The organism is Paenibacillus sp. GYB004, from assembly GCF_036577605.1.
Lineage (GTDB): Bacteria > Bacillota > Bacilli > Paenibacillales > NBRC-103111 > Paenibacillus_AB > Paenibacillus_AB oceani.
On the sequence record NZ_JARBDB010000035.1, the window covers coordinates 248,385 to 271,201 of the forward strand.

18 protein-coding genes and 1 pseudogene are annotated in these 22,817 nt (G+C 55.6%); 5 read left to right on the plus strand and 14 right to left on the minus strand.

The genetic code is table 11. The features are described 5' to 3' along the window. Positions 1–192 precede the first annotated feature (192 nt). Positions 193–1,272, plus strand: coding sequence for a coiled-coil domain-containing protein (locus tag PV433_RS15930; protein ID WP_332073058.1), 1,080 nt, complete (start codon positions 193–195; stop codon positions 1,270–1,272). A gap of 9 nt (positions 1,273–1,281) precedes the next feature. On the opposite strand, the gene PV433_RS15935 is transcribed toward PV433_RS15930, so the two are convergent. Continuing rightward, positions 1,282–2,613, minus strand: coding sequence for an extracellular solute-binding protein (locus PV433_RS15935; protein WP_332073059.1), 1,332 nt, complete (start codon positions 2,611–2,613; stop codon positions 1,282–1,284). 208 nt (positions 2,614–2,821) lie between these two features. On the opposite strand from PV433_RS15935, the gene PV433_RS15940 reads away from it, so the two are divergent. Then, positions 2,822–3,310, plus strand: a complete 489-nt coding sequence (locus PV433_RS15940; protein ID WP_332073060.1) for a hypothetical protein — start codon at positions 2,822–2,824, stop codon at positions 3,308–3,310. A gap of 83 nt (positions 3,311–3,393) precedes the next feature. On the opposite strand, the gene PV433_RS15945 is transcribed toward PV433_RS15940, so the two are convergent. Beyond that, positions 3,394–4,263 (minus strand): AraC family transcriptional regulator, encoded by an 870-nt coding sequence (locus tag PV433_RS15945; protein ID WP_332073061.1) that lies wholly within the window; start codon positions 4,261–4,263, stop codon positions 3,394–3,396. A gap of 382 nt (positions 4,264–4,645) precedes the next feature. Between PV433_RS15945 and PV433_RS15950 the strand changes: the two genes are divergently transcribed. After that, complete coding sequence (locus PV433_RS15950; RefSeq protein ID WP_332073062.1) at positions 4,646–5,944, plus strand: alpha-glucosidase/alpha-galactosidase; 1,299 nt, start codon at positions 4,646–4,648, stop codon at positions 5,942–5,944. A 208-nt stretch (positions 5,945–6,152) separates the two neighbouring features. Next, a complete protein-coding gene (locus PV433_RS15955) occupies positions 6,153–7,727 on the plus strand; it encodes an extracellular solute-binding protein (RefSeq protein WP_332073063.1) in 1,575 nt (524 codons plus the stop codon). A gap of 57 nt (positions 7,728–7,784) precedes the next feature. On the opposite strand, the gene PV433_RS15960 is transcribed toward PV433_RS15955, so the two are convergent. The 10 genes and pseudogenes from PV433_RS15960 to PV433_RS16005 form a co-directional block, all read right to left on the minus strand. Beyond that, entirely contained in the window at positions 7,785–9,875 is a 2,091-nt protein-coding gene (locus PV433_RS15960) for an alpha-L-rhamnosidase-related protein (protein ID WP_332073064.1), read from the minus strand. A 14-nt stretch (positions 9,876–9,889) separates the two neighbouring features. After that, positions 9,890–11,152: pseudogene (locus PV433_RS15965) on the minus strand (DUF4838 domain-containing protein); the annotation flags it as partial. A 12-nt stretch (positions 11,153–11,164) separates the two neighbouring features. After that, the gene (locus tag PV433_RS15970) at positions 11,165–11,989 is read right to left on the minus strand and encodes a hypothetical protein (RefSeq protein WP_332073065.1); all 825 of its coding nucleotides are present in this window, start codon (positions 11,987–11,989) and stop codon (positions 11,165–11,167) included. A gap of 167 nt (positions 11,990–12,156) precedes the next feature. Beyond that, positions 12,157–12,993 (minus strand): carbohydrate ABC transporter permease, encoded by an 837-nt coding sequence (locus PV433_RS15975; protein ID WP_332073066.1) that lies wholly within the window; start codon positions 12,991–12,993, stop codon positions 12,157–12,159. A 19-nt stretch (positions 12,994–13,012) separates the two neighbouring features. Continuing rightward, complete coding sequence (locus tag PV433_RS15980; protein ID WP_332073067.1) at positions 13,013–13,906, minus strand: carbohydrate ABC transporter permease; 894 nt, start codon at positions 13,904–13,906, stop codon at positions 13,013–13,015. Positions 13,907–13,950: 44 nt separating this feature from the next. Next, the gene (locus PV433_RS15985; RefSeq protein ID WP_332073068.1) at positions 13,951–15,405 is read right to left on the minus strand and encodes an ABC transporter substrate-binding protein; all 1,455 of its coding nucleotides are present in this window, start codon (positions 15,403–15,405) and stop codon (positions 13,951–13,953) included. A 270-nt stretch (positions 15,406–15,675) separates the two neighbouring features. Beyond that, a complete protein-coding gene (locus PV433_RS15990) occupies positions 15,676–15,906 on the minus strand; it encodes a helix-turn-helix domain-containing protein (protein ID WP_332073069.1) in 231 nt (76 codons plus the stop codon). Beyond that, positions 15,903–17,921 (minus strand): hypothetical protein, encoded by a 2,019-nt coding sequence (locus tag PV433_RS15995; protein ID WP_332073070.1) that lies wholly within the window; start codon positions 17,919–17,921, stop codon positions 15,903–15,905. The genes PV433_RS15990 and PV433_RS15995 overlap by 4 nt, the downstream gene beginning before the upstream one ends. Positions 17,922–18,333: 412 nt before the next feature. Further along, entirely contained in the window at positions 18,334–19,602 is a 1,269-nt protein-coding gene (locus PV433_RS16000) for an S-layer homology domain-containing protein (RefSeq protein ID WP_332073071.1), read from the minus strand. A 265-nt stretch (positions 19,603–19,867) separates the two neighbouring features. Next, positions 19,868–21,199: a PhoH family protein gene (locus PV433_RS16005; RefSeq protein WP_190926108.1), complete on the minus strand. Its 1,332-nt coding sequence runs from the start codon at positions 21,197–21,199 to the stop codon at positions 19,868–19,870. Between the two features lie 105 nt (positions 21,200–21,304). Between PV433_RS16005 and PV433_RS16010 the strand changes: the two genes are divergently transcribed. After that, positions 21,305–21,850, plus strand: coding sequence for a YhcN/YlaJ family sporulation lipoprotein (locus tag PV433_RS16010; RefSeq protein WP_332073073.1), 546 nt, complete (start codon positions 21,305–21,307; stop codon positions 21,848–21,850). Between the two features lie 57 nt (positions 21,851–21,907). Here PV433_RS16010 and PV433_RS16015 read toward each other — a convergent pair whose 3' ends face one another. Together PV433_RS16015 and PV433_RS16020 are read right to left on the minus strand one after the other, a co-directional pair. Continuing rightward, entirely contained in the window at positions 21,908–22,360 is a 453-nt protein-coding gene (locus PV433_RS16015; protein WP_190926104.1) for a pyridoxamine 5'-phosphate oxidase family protein, read from the minus strand. A gap of 107 nt (positions 22,361–22,467) precedes the next feature. Then, positions 22,468–22,817, minus strand: a 350-nt coding sequence (locus PV433_RS16020) for an LCP family protein (protein ID WP_442951531.1), incomplete at its 5' end; no start/stop codon positions are given.

A 22,817-nucleotide genomic window follows, 5' to 3' on the forward strand; every position in this document is an offset into this window, starting at 1 on the left:
GTGAGCTTCCGATTATGCGCAGCGCAGCGCACCCCAGCCCAAGTCCCTGTACCCTTCCGGTATGGGGATTTGCCGTTTCCTTACGCCCGCTGTCACGCGAAGCGGAACAACTTCCATGTTCATCAAATCGGGAAGCATAAAACGCCGCTCCCTCCGATACATTTAGTACGGATAGGACAGGGGGGACAACCGATGCCGAATATAGTTCGCCGGATGGCGGCGATCGGACTGGCCTGCTCGCTGCTTTTCTGCGGGAACGGCTTCGCGCTGGCCGAGCCAAGCGTCAGTGCCGACAGCCTGCTGCTCGGGAAAGGATTAACCGTGTACGAGCTGGACCGTGAGATCGAAAGGCTGACGGACGAGGAACACAAGCTGATCGAAACGCTTGAAGTGACCGGCCGGCTGGCCGAACAGACAAGCCGGAGGCTGGAAGAGAAAAAAAATCAGACCGGATCGGTCATCCGGTCTTATTATACAGGAGAGCGGCATTCGATCTGGCTGACCGTGCTCCGCGCAAGTTCGCTCCGGGACGCATTGTACGTCTGGGAGCAGCTGCAGTTCATCCTCTCCCGCGACCGCAAGTTCATCTCCGACTACCAGGAGCAGTACACCGCTTACAGACAAGCCGCAGCCGAGCTGGAAGAGGGCCGCCGATTGCTTGCCGATACGAGGAACGCCTACGAAGCGGAAAAGGCGAAGCGGACGGAAGCGCAACAGGAAGTTGACCGTCTGCTGGCAGGCCACCCCGACAAATCGCGGCTCGAAACCGAACTGGCCGATATCCGCTTGCAGTGGGAACAACGCGGGCTTCCTTTGTTCCGCTCGTATTTCGCCGCCTTGGCCGAAGTGATGACGAAGCTGCCGGAGCTGATCGGACAAAACGGCAAAATGGTCTCGATGAAAGGACTGAACCCAACTATCGTCATCGGCGACGGCGAGTTAAACCGGTTTATGCAGGCGAAGAGCAAGGCGCTGCACGGTTTTTCGTTTCTGTTCGAAGACGAGGCGATCGCAGCCGGAGGTACGGCCGACGACATCAAGATCTCGCTCAAAGGACGGTATGTAGCCGAAAATAAACCTGTAAACGCCATTCGTTTTTTCATTGACAGCTTATCGTTCAACGGGTACGCGATGCCCGAATCTACCGCAAAGTCGCTGGAGCGGCAATTCGATCTCGCTTTTTATCCGGGCAAGATCGCCCCGTTTATTCAAGCGACCGACGTAACGATCAAAACCGGCGAAATGACGATTTCTTTGAAGCTCAGCCTCTGAACGTAAGCTTTACTTGGAAGCGGGACGGATCGTCTCCCATTCGGCTTCGGTCCGCTCCGCGAACGTCCGGAGCGGCTGCTCGCCCCTCCATAGCAGCTCCAGCTGGGTTTCAAGCGCCGTCAACTGCTTCACCCGCTGCGGGAAAGCCGGCGTCGGTTCATTATTGTCGATAAGGGCGGCGATGTTCGAAAAGCCCACGTCATCCCGGATTCCCGTCATATAGGCGTTACGCTGCGCCGGCAGCACACCGGCGGTTCGCCAGAAATGAAGCGCGGACGGCTGGGAGATCCAGTCACGGATCAGCTCGAACGACTCCTTGGCAGCCTCAGACCGGGCGGAAATCGCGAAGCTTCTGCCGGATAGCCAAGGCGTCAGCCACGTCTCCTCCCCTTTGGGAAGCGGGATTTTCGCCATCGTCTGAACGGCCGGAGAACCGTTTTGCTTCCAGTCGGAGAAGGTGGTCAAATAACCGGCGATCTTGCCCTGCGCGAGCAGCTCCCACGGTTTCCACGTCGCGCTTTCGTAAGGAAACGATTTTAATAGCGCTTTCGCGTCTTCTTTAGCCCCGTCCGGCGCCGTCAGCAGAAAAGCTTCCAGCGATTTCAGCACAGCCGGGTCGTTCAGCTTCACCGGGTATTGCTTGGAAGCGGTTTTGCCGCCGCCCAGAATGCGCACCATCGTCGCAAACAGATGTCCGTCGGACGCGGGAATGTAGATTCCGTACTTGCCTTCCTCCGGTTTATGCAGCTGCTTGTGGAGCGACACGAGCTCCTCGGACGTTGCCGGAGGCTTCTCCGTTCCCGCATCAGCCAGTCTTTTCGTATGATAAACCAATACGGGGGCATCCAAATCTTTGGGAACCCCCCATACGTATCCGTTCCATTTCACTTGCGCCAGCGCCTGTTCCATTTGCTGGGACTGCAAATCCTGGGCAAGCATCGAATCGACGGGCAGCAAATAACCGAGAGCGGCGAATTCGCTCACCCAGCTATTATCAAGCAGCATAACGTCGGGCGCTTCCCCGAGCTGTGCCGCTTTTTTCAGTTTGGCGTAAACCGTATCGTCCGGCACGTTCTCCAACTGGATCACGATGCCGGGATGCGCTTTTTGATACTGCTCCTTCAGCTGCTGCAGCAGCTGGAACTCTTTAGGCGGCATGGAGACGGCGACTTTCAGCTGTTTCTCCGCATCGCTCGCCGACGGGGGCGTATGATCGACCGGATTGCCTTCCCCTGCGCTCGGTTTGGACCGGTCGACCGATCCGCCGAACAGCACGGAGACGAGTACGACGGCGAAACATACCGCGGAGCCGAGCAGCAGCCACTTTTTATGGCGGAACAAGAGGACATCCCTCCTTCGGATATGCAGACAGCGAAAAGGTTGCTAGTTCAAAAGCCTTATTTTTATCTATACTATATCAAAAAAGCGCTTTCGTGAACTCTTTTTCATGCGTTTCAAAAAAACGATACAATTTCTTCCTCGCATTCGACACGGAAATGGCGGATTGCTACAATGGGAAAAAGCCAGATTCAGACGGAGGGGGGATACGATGCGGAAATACGGTGTGGAAGTCCAGCTTCCCAAAGACACAAAGCCGGACGAATACGCCGGGTTCGTCCAAGCATTGGCGAATCACGTACGATTGTCGGACCGGGATAAGGAACTGCTGATTGTGGATGAGCAGCGGGAGTGCGCGTTATTGACGGAGCTGATTGAGGAATACGAATTCGAGTACGAGCCCTTCGAGCTGCTGAAGCTGCCGGAGAAGGCCGAGGTGACTCCGCTCTTTGAGGATTACGGCTTCGTATCGCTGTCCGGGGGCTGCTATTTGTACGGGCATCTGTGCGCCGTATACCGTTTTGCCGAATCGGACGGACTTGCCGAGACCGCTCAGGCGGTGGCGCAGATGGAGGAGCATCTGATCGCCCGTTTTCCTTATGAAGGAAGCGCGCATTATGCAGTCGACCGATCGCTTAACGAACTGATGCACGGCATCGCCAAGGCGTACGGCTGCCGCTTGCAATTCGTCCGGGAGTAACCGGCACGGCGATTCGGCCCTTGCAGCCGGAAAGCGGAGGAGCACTACGTTCCCCCGCTTTTTTTGGCGCGTCTTCGGCCCGATCAGTCCTTGCAATCGTAAAAAGACTTTCCGTCCGCTTCCTGCCGGTATTCCGTCGGAGACCGGTCGAACCATTTCTTGAACTGCTTGGAGAAATAAAGCGGGTCGGTAAAGCCGACCGATGCCGCCACCTGCTCCACCGTCAGCTTCTCGCGAAGCAGCAGCTTCGCACGCTCCATGCGAATTTTCAGCAGAAAATGCATCGGGGTCATCCCGGTGTACTGCTTGAACATTTTGGACAAATGCGTCCGGTTGTATCCGAGCGACTGCGACATTTTCTCGATCGAGATCGGCTCGGCATATTGCACGGTCAGCCAGCGGATCGTGCGCTCGACCTGCTGCTCGATCGGCGTCCTCTTCCCGTCCGCACCTTCGGACCGGTACGCCTCGTCCTTCCTGTACTCGGCCAGCAGCATCCGCAGCAGACCGCCGCTTCGCAGGTCGACGCCGGGGTCCGCCAGCTCCAGCGACCGCTCGATCTGATGAAACAGCACCGCAACCCGCCGATGGCGCGAAGGTCGTGCTACCGGACGATGCTGGGAGATATCCGCCGCATTCAGCAGCTCCTCGGCGATATTGCCGCGAAAGCCGACCCACCGGTACGTCCACGGATCGGCGTCGTCGGCCGTGTACCGGATGAGCTCGCCGGGGAAAATGAAGAAGCTGTCTCCTTCCCCGAGCTCGTATGTGCGCCCCATGCATTGAAACGTGCCTTTTCCCGACATCACATGGTGGACGAGGAAATAATCGCGCACCTGCGGACCGACATTATGGGCAGGCGCCGTCCGCTCTCTTCCGCCGAAAAGGACGGTCAATTCGCCTTTGCCCGGCAGGGGATTCACTGACGTCGAATGACGTTCCTCCATGTTCATGGCCGTGCGCTCCTTGTTCGTTTTCTGAATCGGTGAACCTCTCTTCTATTGAAAACGAAGCGCCGCCACAAATCAAGAGGCTGCCGGGGCACGTTCGAAGGAAGCCGCATTGTTCCATAAGCAACACGCTTTTCTCCATATTTTTTTTGACCTCCTGACTTTATAGTTGCTTATAGAGGTTGTTCAAAAAGTCCGCTTTTGATCACGAAGCAGATCAGGAAGCCTGCTCGGCATCGAATATGGCATTCAGCCGGAACTTCCGGTGCTCACGTAGCTTCACTACGCTCCGCTCCTCATTTCCTAGCTTCATCCCATCTTCTCGGTGCTGAAAACCGGACTTTTTGAACTCGCACTTATAGAACAAACAAGGAGGAATTGCAAAATGCCGAAAATTACTTTCATCGGAGCAGGCAGCAGCGTATTCGCCAAAAACGTACTGGGCGACGTCATGAAGACTCCCGCTCTGCAAGATTTTGAGATCGCGCTTCACGATATCGACCCGGTGCGGTTGAAAGATTCGGAGAACATGCTGAACAACTTGAAGACGACGTCCGGCAGCACGTGCCGCATCATCTCGTACGCCGACCGCCGGGAAGCTTTGCGCGGCGCCACCTATGTCGTTAATGCGATTCAGGTCGGAGGTTACGACCCTTGCACGATTACCGACTTCGAAATTCCGAAGAAGTTCGGTCTCCGGCAAACGATCGCCGACACGCTCGGAATAGGCGGTATTTTCCGCAATCTGCGCACGATCCCGGTGATGCTGGATTTCGCTAAAGATATTCGCGAAGTATGCCCCGACGCCTGGTTCTTCAACTATACGAACCCGATGGCCGTTCTGACGAACGTGATGAATACGGACGGCGGCGTCAAAACGGTAGGTTTGTGCCACAGCGTCCAAGCATGCATTCCTCATCTGTTCAAGCCGCTCGGAATCGATATGGAAGGCGTGCAGGCGAAAATCGCCGGCATCAACCATATGGCATGGCTGCTGGAAGTAACGAAGGACGGCGTCGATCTGTATCCGGAGATCAAACGTCGCGCCGCCGAGAAACAAAAGGAAAAACACGGCGATATGGTTCGCTACGAACTGATGTTCCGGTTCGGCTATTATGTCACCGAATCTTCCGAGCATAACGCGGAATATCATCCGTACTTCATCAAGCGCAACTATCCGGAGCTGATCGAACGATTCAACATCCCGCTCGACGAATATCCGCGCCGCTGCGTCCGTCAGATCGAACGCTGGAAGACGATGCGCGAAGAACTCGTCAATAACAAAAACATCGAGCATACGCGTTCCCACGAATACGCTTCGTATATGATGGAAGCGATGGAGACGAACAACCCGTTCCGCATCGGCGGCAACGTAATGAACACCGGTCTGATCACCAACCTGCCGAAGGAAGCTTGCGTCGAGGTTACCTGTCTCGTCGACCGCAACGGCATCACGCCTACGTATGTGGGCGATCTGCCTCCGCAGCTGGCGGCGCTCAACCGGACCAACATCAACACCCAGCTGCTGACGATCGAAGCGGCCCGTACGCTGAAAAAAGAGCATATTTACCATGCGGCGCTGCTGGACCCGCACACTTCCGCGGAATTGTCGATCGACGATATCGTCGCGATGTGTGACGCGATGATTGAAGCTCACGGCGACTGGCTGCCGAAATTTAAATAAGCGTTGACAGATTAGGCTGTCTCCCGGGTTCCTTCCCGGTGGGCGGCCTTTTTTTGGGGCATCCCGCCGACCAGCCTCCACGCCCGGATTCAGCCCGGCCGCTCCCCCTTCCCCGAAGCGGCTCTCCTCTGAAGAAACTCTTTATTTACTTGGCTTGAACAAGTAGTATTAGAGGAAGAAACGTGATGCAAGAAGGGGAGAAAACCAAGTGAAAGCTGCCAAATGGGGGATCGCGGGATTGGCGCTTCTCGTCCTGCTCGGAATCCTGGTCTGGCTAAAGCCGGGAATGGCCGATACCGGCCGCCCGGTATCGGGCGCGGACAACCCGGAGGAGAAGCTGTCTCTGCACTTTTTTATAAGCGGCGCTCCAGGTTCACACCTGCCTCCGCCCGAAGACGATTTTATCCGGCAAGCGATCGAAGCCAAATTCAACATCGATCTTACCGTAACGGCCATGCCCCCGGGCGACGAATACAATGCGACCTTGGCTTCTCTGCTGGCCGCCAACAATCCTCCCGATATGTGGCTGAATATCAGTCCGGACGGCGGAGCCAAATATACGCTGGACAATGTGCTGGCGGACATGACTTATTTCGTGACGCCGGCGACGATGCCGAACTATTTCAAATACTGGATGAACGAGCAGGAACTTCGCGAATATCAGGTGCATAACAAATTTGCGAGGGCCCCGATTCCGTATGACAAAAAAACGTACCGCGCCTATTACATCCGCCGCGACTGGTTGTCGCGCCTCGGCTTGGACGTTCCGCAAACCTATGATCAATATGTCAACGTTCTTCACGCGTTTACCTATAAAGATCCGGACGGGAACGGGGTCAACGATACGTACGGGTTCACGACGGCCGGCGCCGGAACGGGCATTTCCTTGGATTGGCCGGAATACGTCAAGAACGGGCTCCTCTTTCCGGCATATTTCGAGAACGACAAGCTGATCGACATGCAGACGGATTTGCGGGTCGGGCAAGTCGTCGAAGATATTCTGAAGATCCAGGACGCAGGCCTGGTCGACCCCGACTGGTTTCTGTACAAGGACAATCAGCATGTGGACAAAGCCGTGCAAGGCAAGGCGGGAATCGTCCTCGGCGATAGGCTGGAATTCGCCCTCGATTCCAATCCGGAGAGCCTGCAGACGCGGAGCCGCGCGATTGACCCGAACGCCGATTGGGTGCCGTTTAATCCGTTCGGCAGTCAGCCGCTCCGCACGGCGGCGGCTCCGGGTTATCCGTTCGTCTTCTCCAATAACGCCGCAGGCCTGAATCAGGAGAAGCTCAAAGTTACCGCCCAAATCCTGGACTGGCTGGCCGGCGAGGAAGGCTTCCTGCTTACGCACTACGGGATTCGGGATCAGCATTACAAACGGGATGGAAACACCATTACGCTGTTACCCGGCATGCTGCGCAATGAAGATAATGCCATTCAGGATCTCCTGAACATCTGGAGCTTCTTTACGCCGAATACGCCGGAAATCCTCGGACTTGCGATCGAGGACCCGCGCATCACCGCTCGGGACCGGACCGTGATCCGGACGATCACTACTATCCCGGTATATGAAGGGCTGGGGACGACCTTAACCCCTCCGCTGGGCATTAATGTGGAAAAAATGCGCGCGCGCCAAAACGAGCTCCAATTGAAAATGCTGTTCCAGGACAAATCCGGGAAGCGCTGGCCCGAATATCGCGGGGAATTGATGAGCTCCTATGAGGGAGAAAGCATCTTCCAGCAGTATGAAGAGAAAATTCGCGCCGCCCGCAAAAATCGCTAAGCCGCCGGCGCGCCAAAAGACCCGACTCCGGCTTTTATACCGGAGTCGGGTTGTTTATTAACGGGTAAGACTCTCCGCATTAACGTACGCGATGACATATTTCGTATCGGGCTTCTCCAGCGGCAGCTCGTAGCGGTTCTCGCCGAGGTGCCGGAACAGTGCGTCCGGACAGGAAGGCTCGCTTCGGCTCGTCAACCGGAGGAGGCCCGGACTGCCGCCGGTTCGGATGGTAAGAGTCATTGCATCCATATAGACGCGGATGTTGTCCCGGTGAGCCGGCACCACCCCTTCGAACCAGTCCAGCCCGCCCAGACGCGGCTCGATGACAAACCGCGCATACCCGGCTTCCAGCGGCTGGACGCCCATGTAATATTTCCCGAGCAGGAAAACCGGCCCCGCTCCCCAGGCATGACACAAGCTTTTGGCAAACGGCCGCCCGGACATCGCATACTGCGCGATCCCTTTCACCTGCGGATCGTATACTTCCCAGAAGCTGGTTGCGCCCAAATCCAGCATGCCGCCCCAATAACGCTCCATTTCGGTCAACACATGCGTCTGCTCGCCGATCTCGCAAAGTGCGGCCAGCTCGTAAAAGCGCATGTAGGGCGTAGTGATCGGGGGGACGCGGTCGTTTTTCAGCACCTGCTGTGCCACTGTCCGCTGCTGCCCTTCGTCCAGCATGCCGAGCAGCAGCGCGAACATGTTGGCATACCGGGTCATAACCGGCCGAACCTGCCCGTCGACCCGATGGTGCAGCAGTCCTCCCCGCTCTTCATCCCAGAATACATCGAACAGCTGGCCCCGCAGGACCGCAGCCTCTGCACCCAGCCGCTCGGCGAGCTCCTCGTCTCCGAACAGTCGGGCAAAACCGGCCGCCACTTCCAGACTGCGGCAAAACAGCACCTGCTGGAAGCTCAGCTCGCCCTCCTTGCTAATCTCCGCCCAGTCGACGAACACCCAATCTCCCGGCAAACCTTCCACCATACCGCTGCGGTTCGTCCGGTCGCGGCAAAAATCGAGCAGGCTCAGCATTTTCGGGTAGAGAAACCGGACGAACTCCACGTCCCCGGTGTACCAGTAATGGTCATGCAGGCTGATGATCCAGTAGAACGAATAATCGAGGATCGTATTGAGATGCGCCTCGACCGGATCTTTGCCGCGCAGCGCAATCATCGTCCGGCGATTGACGGCCTCGTCGAAGAACAGGTAATAATTGATCAGATAGCTTTGCGAGGCATCCCCCGACCATACCCAGCGGTCCCGCTTGATGCCGTCCAGAAATAACTCCCGCGTCGTCAGATGCATCGTGTAGGCGGCCACCTCATAGATCCGGTTGATCCGTTCGTTCGAGCAGCGGAATTGGCCGCGGTATTCGACGGGCAAGTATTCATACAGCATCGAGACATCGCCAACCTTAACGCCAGGCCCGGGAACGACGTTCACATAACGGAACGCTTTGGATTTGTCGTGCGTATAGTCGGGCAAATCTCCGGCTTCGACCGCAATCCGGTCGAATGTTTCGCATAACGTCTCGGAGCACGCTTCCTCCAGCGATTCCCCGTAGTATAGCGAGACGGTCCCTTCTCCCACCAGTCCATGAAGCTGCATGTAGCCGAACGTTTCCTTCCCGAAATCGACCAGCAGCGAGCCGTCCGCATTCCGCTTCACTTCGGCAGGCTCTTCCCGCGTCGTTGGCAGCCGGTATAACGAAGGCCGCTCCTCCGCCGTGCGGAAATTCCACGCTCCGGGCGTCGTCCAGTTCCAGTTGCCGTGCGTGACGCTCCAGCTGCGGTTGCTCGCGATCGTGGCTCCTTCCACGAACAAGGCCGGGAGACCGGCCTCGTGAACAACAGACACGATGAACGTATGCATCCCCGCGGGCAGGAGCAGCTTGCCGGTATCGGACGGAACCATCCGTCCGTCGATCATGACATTGTACCGGCCCTGCGCCGTGATCGTCACTTCCTCTTCCTGCGATATCGTATAAAGACAGCGAAACTTGACCGAGCCGTAGGGCGAATCGAGCCGATAAAACGGAGGATAGACACTTCCCCTCTCTTCCCGACGGATGGACACCTCGCGGTGAAGCCATATTTCGAAATCGCCGGGATACCAGATCCAGGTTGCTTGACTTTGTTCGTATGTCATAATGAAAATCTCCCTCATCCGTTACTGATAAATTGCCGCATCGTCCAGATAGATTGGGGTCGTGCTCTCCAAAGCTGAATCGTGCCCGCCGAAGTCGTTCCTGCCGGGAGCTTATAGTAGGCTCTTACAGCCGCAGGACCGGGTTGGAACGTAAAATATTGGGCCGTGATTCTCTGTGCGGCCGGTCCAGCCAGAACAATGCTGGCGCTGCCCGAACGAATATACGTATTATCCGTAACACGCTGCATGGAACCGAACTGCGACCAATACGTCACCGTCGATCCAGGTCCCGATCCAGCCCCCAGCGCGAACGACGGATCGGGATTCACCGGCTGCGAGCCGTCCAGCATGTTCAGGAGAAGTCGCGCCAGCTCGCGGCTGTCCGACGCTTCGTCCTTTTGAGCCACAATCTCCAGCTTGGTCCGCATCGTACCGCTGCCCGTCTGATTGGCTGTTATATAATCGTAAACCTTCCAAAACGACAGCGCGTTAATGAAATTTTCGTTGCTTTGGAAAAAGGTCACATCGTCCAAGTAAAGCTGGGTCGTAGACTCAACATCGTCTTCCCCAACGGCACGGACGTACCATTCATCCAGCAGGGCCTCGACATTCTGGTTCGGATTCCATTGCAGCTTGGCCGCGATCCACGGCTTCGGGCCTTCTCCCCAGTTCGGGTACAACTCGGCGTAATGCGCCTGAACGCCCTCATTCGCAGCATAAACGTAGTTGTCGGCCATCTGATTCGTGTACATGCGCGGAACCAGGTACGGGTTGCCATAGATGTAGTCGTACCACCCGACGCTGCCCGCCGTCTCGCCCCACTCCTCCAGCTTTTGCTTCGCTACACTTTCGACGGCGGGATCGATCCAGCTCATGCGGTCCTGCGTAATAAACGGAATCACGCGAGGATTCAACGGAAAGGACGGCGGGTCCATGACATTATCGTACGCGAGCAGACCGAACCATTTGTCCGGAAATACGGCCAGGACGTCTTCCACAACGGCATTGACCCACCCGTAGTAAATATCGGACATATCCGGAAGACCGGCCGAATTGAGCTGTCCCGGGTAATTCGGATGATCCGGTTCCGTCTCGCAATAGCTGCGGCCGTCGTTAACCCCCAGCGAGAACGAGTCCGCATCCGGATGGTTCGTAAAATACTCGATAATTCCGTAAACCGCGGCTTGGACGGTAGCCGGTTCGGAATAACAAGGTTGCCAATACGTGGTAGTCCCAACGGGCGGAATATAGGGCGTTCCGTTTCGTACCGGATAAAACTCGGGATGGCTCTAGCCGTATTTCTGCGGCGGGAAGAGCGAATGCACATTGTGATGAAACTCGATCCGGCCATGCAGCCGGTTCCGCTTCGCCCATTCGGCCTGCACGGGCAACGCCGCTCCCATCAGCGGACTGATCGCCCGCGACATAAAGACGGGTTCCTCGATCACATCTTGCTGCAGAATCGAGATATTAAGATGCTGCGGCACGTCTTCGCCGTCCGGTCCCGGCATCAGCCAGCGCACGCCGATATACCGTTCCAAAAAATCGTAAACGCCGAATTGCGTCCCCCAGGATGTCGCTCCCGCGATGACGATTCGGTTGCCATGAACATGAATAACGAACCCGTCCCCATCCACACCCTCCAGCAGGCCGTCCAGATGAGGGTCCGGATACAAGCCGCTCGCGCCGACATGAATCCATACGGGGTCCTGAAGCTGGCCGTTACCGGCCGGAACTTCATCTTCATCCCATACAGGTAAAACCGCCCCGGTCGATTTCAATATGTAAGTCCTCAGCGTATCGGCGGAGGCGCGGAGACGAGAGTCCGCATCCGCAGGCAGGATAATCGCGGCCTGCGCCTGACCGTTCAGGACAATGTCCAGCGGAGGGTTCGTCTCCATGCCCAGTGGCTGTGGCGGCTGTGGCGGCTTTGGCGGTTTCGGCGGTTTCGACGGCTTCTTATTCTCGCTTTTGCCGCCCGGCGGCCCGCTACCCGGAGACACCGCTTGTCCGTAAGCGGTTTCAATTGTAGGGAGTCCAACGGAAATCAGTAAACTGACCATCAGCAGTACGGCACAGAACTTTGTTAACTTCCCTTTGCCTGCAAGCCTCATGACCGGTTCCTCCTTGAATATAAGGATGCGGGGAGCGTTAGCAGCTTTGCTCCCCGCAGGCATCGTCTATGCAGACGATTGCCTATTACAGCATGATCGTGATCGTCCTAACTGCCTCTCGGACCCGAGCCGCTTCCAGTCGATCCGAGGCCGTAAATCGGCCGCTCTTAGCCTTTGACCGCACCGAGCGTGGCGCCTTCCATAATCCATCTCTGGAAAAACATGAACATAAACACGGACGGCACCATCGCGATCATGACGCCGGCGAACATCGTAACCCAATCCGAGGTATACTGCATCATCTGATTGGCCTGATACATATTGACGCCGATCGTGTACTTGGTCTGATCGCTGAGATAGATGAACGGTCCCAGAAAATTGTTGTACAAGCTAAGAAACTTAAAGATCGCCACAGTGACAATACCCGGCGCCGAGAGCGGCACGATAATCCGCATAAACACCTGGAACAGGGAAGCCCCGTCCATAAAGGCGCTCTCCTCCAGCTCCTTCGGCAGCGACTGCATGAACCCGCCGAGCAGCAGCAGGAAGAAGACGCTCTCCCCGAAGCTGTCCAGGATAATCAGTCCCGTTATGCTGTTCGTTAAATGCAGATCCCGCATCAGCACATACTGCGGAATCAGGGCATTGATCCCCGGCAGGAACAAGGAAAGCATGATCGTGCCCCATATCAGCTTCCGGCCCTTAAATTCCAGCCGCGTGAGCGCATACGCATTCACGGTAGTCAGGAACGTGCCGATGATCAGACTGGCTCCGACGTAATACAAGGTGTTCAGCAGCGCGGAGCCGATATTGTATTTCACCCAGGCGTTTTTGTAATTGATCCACTTCAACTGCTCCGGCAGCATCCAGACGTCTTGGAAAAACTCCCGGTTCGTCTTGAACGACTGATACACGATCCACACGAGCGGGAAAAGAACCGCCAAAGCGAAAAGCGCCAGCACCAGCCACCAAAAAACATCAACGATCGAACGTTTTTCCGTCACAAGCGTTTCATCCTTTCCATCAATACTCCACCGACCGATTCGCCATATATTTGTCCGTCAGCAGCTTGGCAAGGACGAGCACGACGAACAGGAACATGCCCACCGCGGAGGCGTACCCGTAGTTATGGTACTCGGAGCCGAACGCCAGATTGAACATATACAGACCGATTACGTCCGTGGAGCCCGCCGGCCCCCCGTTGGTCAAAATCAGCACATGCTCGAAGCCTTTCAGGGAACCGAGGACGAGGAACAGCGCGCCTACCCGGATAATCGGCATGATGAGCGGAATCGTAATTTGAAACAGCCGGGTCATCGGCTTGGCTCCGTCCAGAATCGCCGACTCGTACAACGATTTCGGTATCGTGATCATCGCATTCATGAAAATGACGACATAAAAGCCCACTCCCGCCCATACGTACGGGGGAATAATCGCCCACAGCGCCGTTTTGGTATCGCCGAGCCAGTAAAACTCCCCGATGTCGATCCCGGCCAGGCGCAGCAACGAGTTGAGCAGGCCGAAGCTGCCGTCGTAGACGAACGCCCACAACAGCGCGACTACGACGCTCGACAGCACGTTCGGGAAAAAGAAGATCACCTTATAAACCGGGGTTCCCTTGTAGCTTTTGTTCGTCAGCAAATAGGCCAGCAGCAAAGAAATCAAAATGACAAGCGTCGGAACGAAAATCATATAGATCAGGTTATGACCAAGCGCCCGCCAGACGTATTTGTCCTGGAACAGGGTGATGTAATTTTGCAGCCCGACGAATTGAGGCTCGTTAATGCCGTTCCAGTTCAGAAAGGAGTAGTACACGGACATCAGATTCGGGTATAACGTAAACAGCAGATAACCGCCGAATGCCGGTGTAATCGCAAGAGCCAGGAAAATCCGCTTCTGGTTTCGAGACTTCTGCATCCACCCCTTCTGCGCCGGGAGGGCTTGGTTCGTCGAAGGGTTCGTCATTTTTTCTGCGCAGCTATCGCTTTATCGATTAATTGCTGCGCCTCTTGCAGCTTCGGAAGCGGATCTTGCTTGCCGGTCGCGATCTGGCTCGCCGCTTCGGAGATTACTTTGACGGACTGGGCGTAAGCCGGATCGGTCAGCGTAACGTCGCGGAAGGCGCTCTCCATAACCACCTTGTTGTTTTTGATGTACTCGGCCACTGCCTTCGAAGAATCCTGAATTTTGTCGGCCCGGGCCGGGTCGTCGGCGAAATCGCTGCGCACCGACAACTGTCCGCCTTTATCCGCGATTACCGTCTGCACGTCCAGATTCCACATCCATACGATAAATTGTTTCGCCCACTTCTTGTTCAGCTCCGGCTTGGCCGACCAGATGAACATGCCGTTACTGAAGGAGCCGCGGATATATTTCACACTGTCCGGCTTGTCGCCCATCGGCACCGCCATAAAGCCCCATTTGAAATCCGTTGGCGTGGAATCCTTCATCTCGTTCTGAACCCAGGCGCCAGTGGAAACCATCGCCGCTTTGCCTTGCAGCACCTGCATTTGGGATTGCGTATGGTTTAATGCGGCCATGCCCTCCGGGAAAAATCCTTTTTTACCGAGCTCATAGACCCGGTTCCAGCGCTCCAAGCTTTCCGGACTCGTGTACTCGTTACGGAAATTACGGAAATCATCCTCAAACGTTTTCAGCTTCCCTTTCATATCCGCCAGCTCGAACAGCTTCCACGGGCCGAATGCGTATTGGAGATAATCCGGATACATCCCCGGGCTCGTGATCGGGATGATGCCGGCCGCTTTGATCGTCTCTCCCAGCTTCAAAAACTCGTCCCATGTTTTCGGGTTTTGGTTCCAGCCGTTTTTCTCGAACAGCTTTTTATTGAAGAACAGACCCGTCGTCGTTCCCGCCGTGGGCAGCAAATACGTTTTGCCGAGTATTCTCGCCGTTCCTTCAAACTCGCCCGCAATGGCCAGTTCCTTGACCGTTTTGCCTTTTCCGTCGTACACTTTGTAGTCCCAGAGATCCTCCTGCGACTCTACCTTTCCGCTCTCGACCAGCGGGATTTGCGCTGCATTCCCTCCGGGGAGCACGGGCGAGAACAGATCGAACATGTCGTTATCGTTGTTCGCGGATATTTTCGTTCCGATGATGTCCGCGATTTTTGGCGAATATACGACCTCGAAGCTTACGTTGGGAAACTTCTTCTTGAAGCTGTCCATCGCAAAGTCGAACCATTCCCGGCCCATGCCCGCTTCGTGGAACCCGATCTTTAAATTCACCTTTTCGTCCTTCGGCAGCCCGTTCTCCGGATACACGTCTGCGGCCGAGCTGCCTGCGGGATTTGCGGACGGCGCGGGGCTTTTCCCGCCTTCCTTCGAGCATCCGAGAGCCGTTAAGGAAAGGATCAGGCAGGCGGATACTGCTGCAATCGATTTCAATCTGAATGTCAACTTTAAACCCTCCTCGTTATGTCTGCGGCAAGCTGCCGTCTCGCTAAGTAAAGTACCATGGGCGGCAGCCTTCTGAATATCGACGATTTTATCACGGCATATACAATTCTTTTTTTGGCGATGCATGGCAAAAAGCCTGAACCGACCGTTTATGCCCGCAGGCACGGAACGGCCGGTTCAAGGCCTCTGTCGTCTGTAGACGATTTTTTACGCGATATCCGATATTCGTTTGGCGCTGCGTTACCCGCGGCGGAGCCTGGGCGTCGCTCCCTAGGCCATATCCTTGCGGTAATTGCCCGGCGTATTGCCCATCACCTTTTTGAACACCCGGATAAAGGTCAGCGTATGCGTGTAGCCGACAGCGGCCGCAATCTCGTTGACCGTCTCCTCCGTCCCCTTCAGCAGCTCGACCGCCTTCTCCACGCGCACCTGCGTGACGAAGTCGTTAAACTTCTCCCCGAATTGCTCCTTGAACAACCGGCTCAAATAACTGGCGTTCACGCCGAATGCTTCGCTGAGATGAGCCAGCGACAAGTCGGGATTGGCGTATGTTCGCCGATGTACCGCTTCACTTCATGCATCAATTGGTGGTGATGGCGGTGCTCCCGCACATCCCGCATTTGCTCCGAAGCTTCGGACAATACCCGGCGCAATTCGGCAAACATTTCGTCTACGTTTTCTTTCTGTTCCGCGATCTTCAGCAGCCGGTCGTGGAAGCCGTTCCACAACACCTGCAGCTCGGCGGGCAGCTCCATTACCTCTTTATGGAGATGGTGGATCAAATAAGTAACCAGACTGACCAGCTCGTCGTGCGCAAACAGCTGGCCTCGTACCAAGACGTGCAGATCGTCAAAGAGCTTCTCCCATTCCGGATCGCCGGAACGGAACAGCTGGCAGACCGCTCTGATCGGGTGGAACTGCTTGAACATTTCCCCTTGCGGCATCGAATTCAGATCCGCCGGACCAATCAGGCGGTTCGTTCCGAGCGACGACTTGTAGTTCAGCGTATCCATCGCGTGCCGGTACGATTCCGCCGCAAGCTCGCTCTCCGTCTGGAAGGAGCCGATCCCGATCGTCACCGTAAAGGGCAAATGCTGCTCGACCCAGGCGCGCAGCCGCTCGCAAACCTGTACCGGCTCCCAGTCGGCCGCGCCGTCGTCCAGCATGTACATGACCGCCAGACGATGCCGGGCGACCCACTCCGACCAGACCTCGACAGGCTCGCCTTCTGCAAGCTCTTGATGCCCGGTGCTCAGCACATGCTTAAGCAGAAATTGATCCCGCCTGCCGTATCGGCCGGCAAACTCGGCGTACCGGTCCATTTCGATCAGCACGACAACGAGTCCGCGAAGCGGGCTGTTTTGTCCGAGCTTGTCCAATTCGCTCTTCCACGGCTCCCCTTGAGCGGAAGCGGATGCCCCGCCTTCGAGCATCGTCAGAAAGACATGCCGCTTGCGGTAGGCCATATTTTCCTTGTTTTCCTCCTGCAGCAGGCTCGACCGGTCGAGCAAGTCTTCGATGGCCGTCTCGATATATTTGAACTCGTCCGCCTTCTCTTCCCGGTTCAAACTTTGCTGCTTCAGCTTGGCGTATTCCTCGATCCGTGCGGCAATGCTGCGAATCGGCTTGTAGTTGCGTCTAGTCACATAGACCAGCCAGACGATGCCGAGAACGATGACAAGGAAGCCGAACGCCATCCAGACGTAGAAGAGGGAAGATACCCAATCTACGATGCTGGCCCGGTACATCCCGCTGCGTACCGTCCATCCCGTATAGGACGACTGAACGGAAGACAGCGGCTTGCCGCCGCTCCGCAGCCGGCCGTTCGAATCGGGAACGTCTCCCTGCGTCTCCTTCGAAGCGATCAGAGCCCCTTGCTCGTTGACCAGCTCGACGAAACTCAAATTCGAATCCGACATTTGACGAATCAGCTCGCTTAGGCGGTCCGTCCTGACGTTGACGATCATCATGCTTTTATCGCCAAGGTTCGTAATTTTCACGAGGCTGACGACCGAAACCGGCTTGCTATTCGGCTGTTCCCGGTACATTCGCGTCCCGACCCACCGGTAAGGCTTCAAGCTGGTCAGCTGCCTCCCCACGAACTCCTTGTCGCCGAACTGATCGATTCCGGTATACGTGGTCGGAGTGAGCACCGATCGGCCCGTTACCCGGTACAAATAGACCGAATCGATGAACCGGTTGTTTTCCATCATGCTTCTTAACGCCGATACCGTCTGGTAATCGTCATACCGGTTATCCCCCGTGCGATCGCCCTGAAAAAACGCTTTCAACTTGTCATTCCCTAAAATTTCCTTGAACATCGCCTCGTCTATATTCGTCAGCACATCGTCGATTTTTTGCTTGATGCTTTGCGAGAGCAGTTCGTTCGCGCGGACGGCCGATCGTTTGGCCATTTCGTTCAGCGTTAGATAAGTCATAAGCAGCAGGCTCAGGCTGACGACGAACAAGACGGGCAAATAGGACAGCAGCAGCCGGTTAAACCAGTTTTTCCGCATAAGACCCTCCGGAGTCATTCAATTGTTGAGTTAGCCGCTAAGCGGAACATCCTGCTTTAACATGTACAGGATCGGAGCTCATCCGTAAATAATCAATTTTAGCACCGGATATACAATAGCTTCCGCCAACTCCCCCGGTTGCTGCGCAGATCGCGAAACACGGCGGATTGTCCGGCTTTATAGGTCTTCGCTAGCCATAGGCCCATTGTACAACAGAGCCTGCCATCCGTCATCGGAAGAAAGGTTGTCCCAACGTTTGATTTCGAGAATAAAGGACGGTTGTTGAGAAAAAAGAAACGGCGGCCCCCCTGCTTCAGGGAACCGCCGTTTGCTTGTTTGGCCGGCCTAATCTTTGCAGCCGACACCGGTATTGCCCGCCCGCGAGATGATTCCTGCGTATGTGCGGCAAATCTTACTTCTGGACTTTCGTAGCTTGCGGCACAATCGAGAAGACGAGCGACACGTTGTCCGGGGAAGAAGCTTCGATCGTATAAGCACCGATCGCGACGCTTTGTGTCTCGAAGGCGCCGCCGCTTTCTTTCTGAGCGTACATGGCGTCGAACCAGCTGTCGAACTTGGCGGCGTCGTAGCCGAAAACTTCGTTGACGAACCGTTTAATCGGCTCGAGGTTGCGGGCCAGCACCCCTTCCTGCAGACGAATCGTAATGCCGTATGTATCGTACTTGGGCTCTACCCATAAGGACGCCTCGTCCCAGACATCGCCCGGATTTTTGTTCGGCGACAACGCCTTTGACTTCGCTTCCGCGTCCTTGAACAGCCGGAGCGTCGTTTCTTCGAGGTCGTAGTTCGTTCCCCGAAGCTTGCCGGCTTCCTCCATCACGCCATACGCCCGCTTCATCGCTTCATTCGGGAACACGATCCGCTTATAGCTTCCGTCCTTCGTCGGCACGACGAGCGTATGCAAGCCGGTGTGGGACGCGGACGGCTCGATCCGCTTGCTCTTGTCGATCAGCCGCTCGACGATCGTGAGCGACTCCGCCCGCGTTACCGTTACGCCTACGCCGAAATACCCATTCGGGTACCCTTCCATAATGCCTTTGGCGAACGATTCGGCGATGAACTTCTGCTGCCGCTCGTTGGCGCTTCGGAGATCGCCGATGCCGTTGGACAGCTTGCGGCTGTAGTCCGCGTCCTCCAAATACTCGGTCTCTTTCAGCGTATAATAGAGCAGTTCCGCCACTTGCTCCCGGTTCAGCTTCTGCTTGAAGTCGGGAAATACGCTCAGGTTCATCAGATGAAGATCTCCCGCCAGATCGATGTAAGGCTTGGCCCAATATCCGACAGTGCTTGGCGCAAACGAAAAGTCGCGGTAATCCTGGCGCAGGATGTTCCGATTAGCCGCACTTAGCGACTGAATAAACGATTCTTTCCAGCTGCGCTCCCCGTTTTGATGACGGTCTGTAAACGATAACAGCAAGATTTTCAAAAATTGATCTGCCGAGACCGGCTCGTTCGGCCGAAACGTACCATCCGGATATCCGTCCAGAATCCCCTCGGCTACAAGCCGGTTGATCGTCGGTTCCGCCCAATGTCCGGCCGTATCCGTAAATCGGCCCGGCGTCTCGATCGAAGATGCCGCCACGACCCGGACTCCTTCGGCCAGTTGGCACAAGCCGGTCGTTAGGGCAAGCGCTAGCAGTAACGTTCTCGTTCGTCTCATGTACAATACTCCCCCGGTTGTTATGTACGCTCCAATAAACAATCATATCGGGAAACCGAAGGAGTTGAAAACAGGCAAACGACCTAAATCGACAAGGGAGGGAAGAACGAACCGGACTAGCCCGAACGACTCACCTCCTTCTCTTGAATCATTTCGACTATTTTCGACATTTTCCAACAAATTACAACTGGTAGAGCCTAATCCTCTTATGAAAAGCAGCGAGGCGCCGTTACCGGAACCCCGCCGCTTTCGGTTGTAAGGCGGGCTAAAGCAAATCCGCCGCCAATTGAGCCAGTTGAGACCTCTCGCCCCGCTCGAGATTGATATGGCCGCTGATCGACTGGTTTTTGAATCGCTCGACCACATACGTCAGCCCGTTGCTGTAAGCATCCAGATACGGGTGGTCGATCTGTCCCGGATCGCCCATCAGCACGATTTTGCTTCCTTCCCCGACGCGGGATACGATCGTTTTCACTTCATGCTTGGATAAGTTCTGCGCTTCGTCGATAATGATGAATTGTCCCGGGATCGATCGACCGCGAATGTACGTAAGCGCCTCGACCTGAATGCTGCCCATCCCGGCCAATATTTTCTCGATATCTCCCGGCTTTTTTGTATTAAACAGAAACTCCAGGTTGTCGTATACAGGCTGCATCCACGGGCGCAGCTTCTCGTCCTTCTCGCCGGGCAAATACCCGATATCCTTCCCCATTGGCACGACCGGTCGCGCAATCAGCAGCTTCTTGTACTTGCGTTCGTCCTCGATCTTCATCAGTCCGGCCGCCAGCGCCAGCAGCGTCTTGCCCGTCCCCGCCTTGCCGGTCAGCGTAACGAGCGGAATCTCGTCGTTTAGAAGCAGCTCGAGCGCCATCCGCTGCTGGACGTTCCGCGCCCCGATGCCCCAGATCGGCTCGTTGCTCAAATACAGTGGATCAAGCCGTTTGCCGTCTGCGCTCGCCTTCAGCAGCGCCGACTTGGAAGTGCCCAGCTCATCTTTCAAAATGACGAACTCATGCGGCTGAAACGTATAATTGGTATTCAGGTCGGTAACGGGCAAGTAGCGCGCATTGTAGAAGTTGTCTATAACTCCCGGATGCACGTGCATCGTTAAATAGCCGGGATACAATTCATTTGAAGTGACGACCCGGTCGGTCAAATAATCTTCGGCGGAGAGCCCCAGCACGTCCGCCTTGATCCTTACGAGCGTATCTTTACTGACCAGAATGACGGGTCTCGGCTGCTCCAGCTGCTGCTCCTCCAAATAATAGTTCAGAGCGACCGCGAGAATCCGGTTGTCGTTCGTAATTTCCCCGAACACATCCTGTAGTTTTTGAAAGCTTTTATGATTCAGCTCCACCTTGAGGCTGCCGCCGTTCTCCAGTTCTACGCCGTCGTGCAAACGCCCTTTCGTACGCAAGGCGTCAAGCAGTCTCGATACCGTTCTCGCGTTGCGACCCAATTCGTCCGCGTTTCGTTTTTTGGAATCGATTTCCTCCAGAACGACCGCAGGAATGATCACTTCGTTGTCCTCGAAGGCGAAGACGGCATTCGGATCCTGCAACAGGACATTCGTATCCAACACATATACTTTTTTCATCGTACGTCCCCTCCCGCTTGGCGTATGGCTGTCGCCTGTACATAATCACAGTCGAATCGGACAAACTAACCATGGCAATTCAGGATTAGAATAGGAGCGATTTATATGAGATATGTCGTTGTCCTCGTTTTGGCGATAGCTGTGCTCTCCGGCTGTGCCCGCCATCCGCAAAATCAGGCTTCGCCTGCGCCGGATGGGCAAAATGGAGTTAAAGTTCAGCAATCGGTTCCGGCGAAACCGGAAATCCATAATAAGCAGGAAGTGACGCAAAGGCTCGAGAAGCTGGCTTCGGATATTCCGCAAGTCCACAGCGCACGCTGCGTCATTCTCGGCAATACGGCTATTGTCGGCATCAACGTTGATCCCCAGCTCGACCGGAGCCGCGTCGATGTGATCAAATATTCGGTCGCCGAAGCGCTCCGCAAAGATCCTTACGGCGTACACGCCTTCGTTACGGCCGATCTCGATATGGCGGGACGCATCGCGGAAATCCGCGAGGATATCCGGCAAGGGCGCCCGATAGCCGGCTTCGCCGAAGAACTGGCCGATATGATCGGCCGGATCGTGCCGCAAATTCCGAAAGATATAACGCCACAAGGGAATCCTCCGGCCCGTACAGACGACGGTCAGCAGATGGATAAGCAGCTGTAGGCGCCATCTTAAAGGACAAGCTTCGATGAAGACGCAAAAAGCCTGGTTCCCTTGGAACTAGGCTTTTTGGATGGCAGCAAAAACTTGTCCGTCCAGCTTCTCTGCCGCACGTTTGTCATACGTTTTCTCGTATTCGGGCTCGACAGTAATACGGGAGCCGTAAAACATCGCATCCCGGACCGCCTCCAATTGCACGTCGATACAAGTCAGCTTGAACGGCACGCCTTCGAGCGCATCCGTTACGAACGCCGCTTTCCCATACAGCGCATTCAGCGTTCCGCCGCCGAAAAAAGTCAGCGTTACGAGCGGATTCGCTTTCATATTCGCCACAAGTCGAGAGCGCTGATCGATTGCGAAGCGGACCACCGTCGGACTCATCGGTCTAACCCAGGAAATGGCGCTAAGGCTTGGCGCACCCGTTTCCGCATCGATGGTGGAAAGCATAACGAGCCTTTCTTGCTGCAGCTCCGATAGTTGTTGCTCCGTCAAAGCCGTAATCGTTTCCGCCATTCATTCATCCTCCTGATGTGCAGCTTGCTTCCAGTATACCATAACGAGCGGACAGTCAGCCATAGCCGATTGGGTCCGCCCGTCTGTATAGATCCTGCAAAGCAAACTTATTTGAGCTGTTCCTGCAAGGCGGTCTGAGCGGATTTCAGCTCGGTTTGCCCGATTGTAATATACGGACTATGCCATTCGCCTTCCAGATGAACATAGTTTATTTTATCGCGGTCGATTCCCATATATGTCCGGATAAAGCTTTTGATTTGCGAGGAAGGGATGTCCGTATCGACGTTTTTCCCTCCCGCTTCGATGACCGGACCGAGCTTCAGCAGTCCTTCCAGCGATTTCAGCTTGCCGACCATTTCCCCGATCACCTGCTGCTGGCGTTCGTTGCGCTCGATATCGTTCGAATCGGCGGCATTTTGGCAGTTGCCTTTCCGGTAGCGGACGAAATCGAGCGTTT

Excerpts from the sequence above, each read along its gene's own strand:
- PV433_RS15930 (WP_332073058.1), top strand. The coding sequence starts at position 193 with ATGCCGAATATAGTTCGCCGGATGGCGGCGATCGGACTGGCCTGCTCG.
- PV433_RS15940 (WP_332073060.1), top strand. The coding sequence starts at position 2,822 with ATGCGGAAATACGGTGTGGAAGTCCAGCTTCCCAAAGACACAAAGCCG.
- PV433_RS15945 (WP_332073061.1), bottom strand. The coding sequence starts at position 4,263 with ATGAACATGGAGGAACGTCATTCGACGTCAGTGAATCCCCTGCCGGGC.
- PV433_RS15950 (WP_332073062.1), top strand. The coding sequence starts at position 4,646 with ATGCCGAAAATTACTTTCATCGGAGCAGGCAGCAGCGTATTCGCCAAA.
- PV433_RS15960 (WP_332073064.1), bottom strand. The coding sequence starts at position 9,875 with ATGACATACGAACAAAGTCAAGCAACCTGGATCTGGTATCCCGGCGAT.
- PV433_RS15970 (WP_332073065.1), bottom strand. The coding sequence starts at position 11,989 with ATGAGGCTTGCAGGCAAAGGGAAGTTAACAAAGTTCTGTGCCGTACTG.
- PV433_RS15980 (WP_332073067.1), bottom strand. The coding sequence starts at position 13,906 with ATGCAGAAGTCTCGAAACCAGAAGCGGATTTTCCTGGCTCTTGCGATT.
- PV433_RS15995 (WP_332073070.1), bottom strand. The coding sequence starts at position 17,921 with ATGCGGAAAAACTGGTTTAACCGGCTGCTGCTGTCCTATTTGCCCGTC.
- PV433_RS16000 (WP_332073071.1), bottom strand. The coding sequence starts at position 19,602 with ATGAGACGAACGAGAACGTTACTGCTAGCGCTTGCCCTAACGACCGGC.
- PV433_RS16005 (WP_190926108.1), bottom strand. The coding sequence starts at position 21,199 with ATGAAAAAAGTATATGTGTTGGATACGAATGTCCTGTTGCAGGATCCG.
- PV433_RS16010 (WP_332073073.1), top strand. The coding sequence starts at position 21,305 with ATGAGATATGTCGTTGTCCTCGTTTTGGCGATAGCTGTGCTCTCCGGC.
- PV433_RS16015 (WP_190926104.1), bottom strand. The coding sequence starts at position 22,360 with ATGGCGGAAACGATTACGGCTTTGACGGAGCAACAACTATCGGAGCTG.